Source organism: Tahibacter caeni (assembly GCF_024609805.1).
GTDB classification, from domain to species: domain Bacteria; phylum Pseudomonadota; class Gammaproteobacteria; order Xanthomonadales; family Rhodanobacteraceae; genus Tahibacter; species Tahibacter caeni.
Genome location: NZ_JANFVR010000319.1, coordinates 1 through 5,459 on the forward strand (window position 1 = coordinate 1; position 5,459 = coordinate 5,459).

The 5,459-nt window shown below is 70.6% G+C and carries 8 protein-coding genes; 3 read left to right on the forward strand and 5 right to left on the reverse strand.

Annotated elements, in window-relative coordinates:
* A partial coding sequence (locus tag NON22_RS19710) for an HzsA-related protein (protein WP_257388687.1) occupies positions 1 to 441 on the forward strand: 441 nt, incomplete at its 5' end.
* A gap of 129 nt (positions 442 to 570) precedes the next feature.
* Here NON22_RS19710 and NON22_RS19715 read toward each other — a convergent pair.
* The 5 genes from NON22_RS19715 to NON22_RS19735 all read right to left on the reverse strand — a co-directional run bounded on the left by NON22_RS19715 (position 571) and on the right by NON22_RS19735 (position 4,175).
* Positions 571 to 1,443 carry a beta-lactamase induction protein gene (locus NON22_RS19715; protein WP_257388688.1) on the reverse strand — a complete coding sequence of 291 codons (873 nt, stop codon included), beginning with the start codon at positions 1,441 to 1,443 and terminating at the stop codon, positions 571 to 573.
* Between the two features lie 176 nt (positions 1,444 to 1,619).
* Entirely contained in the window at positions 1,620 to 2,597 is a 978-nt protein-coding gene (nudC, locus tag NON22_RS19720; protein ID WP_257388689.1) for an NAD(+) diphosphatase, read from the reverse strand.
* 7 nt (positions 2,598 to 2,604) lie between these two features.
* Positions 2,605 to 2,967: an iron-sulfur cluster insertion protein ErpA gene (gene erpA, locus NON22_RS19725; protein WP_257388690.1), complete on the reverse strand. Its 363-nt coding sequence runs from the start codon at positions 2,965 to 2,967 to the stop codon at positions 2,605 to 2,607.
* A 58-nt stretch (positions 2,968 to 3,025) separates the two neighbouring features.
* Positions 3,026 to 3,454, reverse strand: a complete 429-nt coding sequence (locus NON22_RS19730) for a bactofilin family protein (protein ID WP_257388691.1) — start codon at positions 3,452 to 3,454, stop codon at positions 3,026 to 3,028.
* Positions 3,441 to 4,175 (reverse strand): DUF6776 family protein, encoded by a 735-nt coding sequence (locus NON22_RS19735; RefSeq protein ID WP_257388692.1) that lies wholly within the window; start codon positions 4,173 to 4,175, stop codon positions 3,441 to 3,443. Before NON22_RS19735 ends, NON22_RS19730 begins: the two co-directional genes overlap by 14 nt.
* Positions 4,176 to 4,325: 150 nt before the next feature.
* On the opposite strand from NON22_RS19735, the gene hemJ reads away from it, so the two are divergent.
* Complete coding sequence (gene hemJ / locus NON22_RS19740) at positions 4,326 to 4,763, forward strand: protoporphyrinogen oxidase HemJ (protein WP_257388693.1); 438 nt, start codon at positions 4,326 to 4,328, stop codon at positions 4,761 to 4,763.
* A 126-nt stretch (positions 4,764 to 4,889) separates the two neighbouring features.
* The coding region (locus tag NON22_RS19745) for an Hpt domain-containing protein (protein WP_257388694.1) at positions 4,890 to 5,459 on the forward strand (570 nt) is incomplete at its 3' end.

Sequence of the window (5,459 nt, forward strand, 5' to 3'; positions counted from 1 at the left end):
GTGCTCTTCCGATCTGGCGACCAGATCCGCGGCCTCGGCGGGCTCGCGACGCCGCGCGCCGGGCGCCGCGTGCTGGCCCAGCCGCTGCACGACAAACCGGCGCTCGCGGCCAACGCCGCCAATCCGGGCGGTCCGGCCGGCAGCACGGCGATCGCCGCCGACGGCTCGGTCGCGGCCTTCGTGCCGGCGCAGCGCGCGCTGGCCTGGCATTCGACCGCGCCGGACGGCACGCCGGTCGTGCGCGAGCGTTACTGGATCAGCTTCCAGCCCGGCGAGATCCGCGCCTGCGACGGCTGCCACGGCGTCAACCAGCTGAACCAGGCCACGCCGGGCGCACCGGCCGCGGCGAATACGCCGCAGGCGCTGCGCCAACTGCTCGCGCGCTGGCGCGACCGGCAGGTCGATCTGATCTTCACGAACGGCGCCGAGGAGCGGCGCTGAGCGGAGGCGCGAATCGCGACAGATCCGTCGTCCGGCAGGCCACGCCGGACAGATGCGGCAGCGCCGAGCGAACCCGTCGGAGAAACGTGCGAGCACCGCCGCCGGCCTGGCCGGCGCGCGGCGCGACGGTCAGAACAGGCTGCCGATCACGAACAGGCCGGTCACGGCGAGCCAGACGATGAGCACGCGCACGAGCAGGTTGCGCGCGTCGGCGAGTTCGATCAGCGGATCGTTGACGTCTTCGGCGTAGCCGTCGCCGGCGATCACGTCGGCATCGACGCTGGCGCGCGCGATCGCCGACAGAAAGCCGAGATCGAGGCTGAAATAACCCTTGCCCATGCGGTCGTGCCAGCTCTTCCAGGTCTGGAACACGGCGTCGAAATCCGACGCGACCGCGAGCGCGAGCGCCATCAGATGCGCCGGCGCCCAGTCCAGCAGCAGGCTCAGACGCCGCGCGAGCCGGCGGCCTTCCTCGCTCTGCAGCTCGGCCAGGGTCGGCGACCAGGCCAGCAGCTGGGTCAACCGGTACAGCAGCGCGCCGAAGGGGCCGAGCAGCAGGAACCAGAACAGCACGCCGAACCAGCGCTTGAGCGCGGACTGGAACGCCGCGTCGACGAGCGCCGGCGCCTCGAATGCGAGCGCAGCTTCGTCGCCGTCGGGACGCAACTGCTGCGCCGCGGCGATGCGGCGATCGCTGTCGGGCGCCTTGACGACGGCGTCGACGTCTTCGGACAGGTCGCGCGGTCCCCAGCTGTACCAGAGCACGCAGACCGCGAACGCGAACGCGAGGAGCCCGAACATCCAGCCGTTGAGCAGCCACTGGATGAATGCACAAATCAAAACCGGGACAAAGATACCGAGCGCGCTGCGCGCGCCGCCGCCGACCCGGGTCAGCACGCCGAGCCAGACGCGCAGGCGGCTGAAGTCGCGCAGCCGGGCGAGATCGGGCAGGCCCTGGGCCAGGGCGAAGACGACGAGGACGGCGAGCAGGTGGATGGCCATGGGGCGGGCGCTGGCGAGGTTGGCCCGATTGTAGCGGGCTCGCGCGGTCCGCAGGCTGCCGGACGCCATGGACCAGGCGAGAGGACGGATGCGCGGGAGTCGAGCACGGGGCGGCCGAGTGCGGAGTCCGCGCCGGAAAGCCCTGCGCCCGGGCGCCGCAGGCCGGTCTTTCGCCCCTACGGCGCCTTCGGCTTGAGCCAGGGCTCGTCGTGCATCAGGGTCGCGAGCTCCAGTCCGCTGGTCTCGCGCAGCCAGTGCTCGATCAGGCGATGCGACACCGACAGCGGCGGCGGCAGCACGAGGCTGCGGTCGGCCAGCCCGCGCACGATGTCGTCGACCTCGAACCAGCGCGCTTCGGCGAGCTCCGGGCCGACCTGGATCGCCGGGTCGGCGGCGCGCGCGCTGAAGCCGAGCATCAGCGAGGCCGGGAACGGCCACGGCTGCGAAGAGTGATAGTCGCTCTCCTCGACGCGCACGCCGGCTTCCTCGAACACCTCGCGCCGGACCGCGTCCTCGAGCGACTCGCCCGGCTCGACGAAGCCGGCCAAGGTCGACCAGCGTCCTTCGGGCCAGCCGGGCTGGCGGCCGAGCAGGCAGGCGTCGCGCCAGCCGACGATGACGATGATGGCCGGATCGGTGCGCGGGAAATGTTCGAGGCGGCAGTCGGGATTCGTGCACAGCGCCTTGTGACCGGCCGAGACCAAGGTGGTCGCGTGGCCGCAGGCGCCGCAATAGCGCACGCGCGTCTGCCAGAACAGCAGCGCGCGCGCATAGGCGAACAGGCCGGCGTCGAAGGCCGGCAGGCCGAGGCCGGCCGCGCGCAGGTCCATCCACCGGCCTTGCAGGGTCGCGCCGGCCGCGTCGGCGTCTACCGCCGTCGCGGCGACGGCGAAGTAACTGGCCGTGTCGTCGGCGCCGAGGAACGCGACCGGCGCCTCGGGCCAATACGCCCGGCGCTCGGCCTCCTCGAGCATGCGCAGCCCGCCGCGATCGGCGCGGGCCAGGCCGCGGCCGTCGGGATTCAGAACGACGTAGCGCGCGCGGGCGTCGGCGCGCAGGGCAGCCAGCCATTCGGCGTCGTCGCGGCGCTCGGCCGCGCGCTCCAGCGCCAGCGCCGCGAAGACATTGCCACGGCTGCGCAGGCTGGCGCTCACGCCGGCCTCAGACGGTGAACGACGAACCGCAGCCGCAGGTCGTCTTCGCGTTGGGATTGCGGATGACGAACTGCGCGCCGGTCAGCGACTCGGTGTAGTCGATCTCCGCGCCCATGAGGTACTGCAGCGACAGCGGATCCACGACCAGGATGACGCCGCCGTTCTCGATCGCGAAGTCGTCCTCGGCGCGTTCCTCGTCGAAGCTGAAACCGTACTGGAAACCGGAACAGCCGCCGCCGCTGATCGCGACGCGCAGCTTGAGGTCCGGATTGCCCTCTTCGGAAATCAGTTCGCGCACCTTGTGCGCGGCCGCGTCGCTGAAGATCAGCGGCTGGTCGAGGGCGGTCTGGTAGCTCGGCGTTTCGCTCATGGCAATCGGGGCGGCAAGGGATTCCGGAAACGCTAGATCAGGGCGGCGGGCCGCCGTCTCAAGCGGGTTCGGCGCCGGCGGCGTTGGCGTTGGCAACGCCCGGCGCCGGCAGGCGCTTCGGCGCCTCGGCCTGATGCACCATCTTGCCATTGATCTGCGCGCCGGCGGCCATCTCGAGCACCTTGTAGTAGATGTCGCCCTCGATGCGCGCCGCCTCGGCGAGCTCCAGACGCTCGGACGCATGCACGTCGCCCTTGACCTGGCCGTTCAGCACGACGCGCGGTGCGTGGATCTCGCCGACGATGGCGCCCTGGTCGCTGAGCGTCAGGCAGGCGTCGTCGCCTTCGGCGCGCAGGGTGCCTTCGATGCGGCCTTCGAGATAGATCGCGCCGGTGAAGCTCAGGTCGCCGCGGATCACGGTGCCCTTGGCGATCAATGTCGTCGTGCTGTAGGACGCCTTGCCGTTGCTCTTCTTACTGCTGAACATTGCTGCTCTCCTCGGCTGCCTGGGCTTCGTTCCAGGCAAATCCTTGTTCGACCCGGCCGCCGCCCCCCGTGGCCTCGGCAACCACCTTGATGCGATTCGGGGTGAAGCCCGCGGGCAGCATCACCGTGCCCGAGACGCGCTGGAAATACTTGAACGAGAACGGCAGGCCCGCAGCCTCGCCGGCGGCGAGCTCGCTCCAGCTCAGGTTCTTGAGCTGGCCGTTGGCCACGCCTTCGATCGCGATCTGCAGGCGGCCTTCGCTGCTCTGCGAACGCTTCATGTTCTGGGTCAGGGTCACGACGACGTTCCAGGCGCTGGAATCCTTGACCGGCTCGACGTGGACCGAGTGCACGGCCAGGCCTTCGCGGCGCGCGCCGCCGCCGACCAGCCGCGCGTAGAAGCCGAGGTCGGTACGCAGGCCGGCGATTTCTTCCTCGCGCTCGCGCAGGGTCTGCTGCAGATCGGAGCTCGCGACCTTGTCGACCTGGTCGGCGCGCTCGAGCACGGCGACGTGCTGCTTCAGCGCGGCGTTCTCGCTTTGCAGGCGCGCGAACTCGGCCGGGTCCGGTCCGCTGACCGGCACGCGCGAGAGCAGCCAGCCGCCGAACACGGCCACGGCGAGACTGGCCAGCCACAGCATCGATAGCAGCAGCAGCCGGCGCCGCGCGGCGGCCGGATCGTGCGGCTGGACGATGAAGCGCGGCGAGGCACTGCGTGACATAGGGAACAGACCGGACACGCTTACCGACGGAGGAAAGCGGACTCATCGTGGGAACGACAGGGTGCCGGGCCTTATAGCCCCCCACCCCAACGCGGTCAAGCCGCAGCGCGGTCGCTATACTGCCGCCCCGCCGACTCGACGCCCCTGCCCATGCTCTGGCTCAAGGCCTTCCACGTCATCGCCGTCGTCACCTGGTTCGCCGGCCTGTTCTATCTGCCGCGGCTGTTCGTCTACCACGCCGAAGCGAGCGAGAGCGTGGTGCGCGAACGGTTCAAGATCATGGAGCGGCGCCTGCTCGTGATGACGAACATCGGCGCGACCCTGACCCTGATCTTCGGCGTCGCCACCCTGGCCTGGTGGCTCATGCACGTGCCCGGCTACTTCAAGGCCAATGCGTGGCTGCACGCCAAGCTGCTGCTCGTGGTCCTGCTCTACGCCTACCACGGCTATCTGGTCCGGCTCACGCGCGAGTTCGCCGAGGACCGCTGCACGCGTTCGTCGCGCTGGCTGCGCATCTTCAACGAAGTGCCGGCGCTGCTGCTGATCGGCATCGTGATCCTGGTCGTGGTGCAGCCGTTCAAGGGTTGACGGCGGCGGCCGTCGCCGCGGTATACATTGCCGCACCACGCTGCCGCGCGACGGCGGCGGACCGGTCCGGGCATCGTAGAGCGCGTGATATATTTCAACGAACTGGATGGATTGCGGGTTTCGCGAATGCACAAGCAGGACGACTCCCAGCAGAGCGCGGAACTGCGGCAGGCCTTCCTGCGGCATCTGCCGAAGCGACTGGACACGCTGACCCGCCGCGGCCTGCGCCAGGCGCGGGACGGCTGGGACATCAACAGCCTGAGCCTGATCTTCCGCGAAGTGCAGACCCTGGCCGGCGCCAGCGGCCGCTACGGCCTGCTGGACCTCGCCGAAAAACTGTTCGCGATCGAGTCGGCGCTAGCCGACAGCATCGAGCAGGCGCGTCTGCCCGACGAGCCGACGTCGGCGTCCGTGGCGACGCTGCTCGACGACCTGCGCGAGATCGCGACCGCGCGCGCCACCGCGCCGGCCGCCGACAATCGGCTGAGCGTGCCGCCCGCCGATCTCGACCGCAGCGAGAACGGTTATCCACTGCAGCTGGTCCCGCCGGCCGACTACTGGAAGCGCTTCCCGCCCGTACCGGCGCCAGCCTCCAACGTCGTCGCGCTGCACGCCGCGGCGCCGACCGCACCGGCGAGCCCCGCCGAAGCGCCGGCCGCAGACGCCGCGCCCGAGACGCCGACCGCTCCCGAGGCG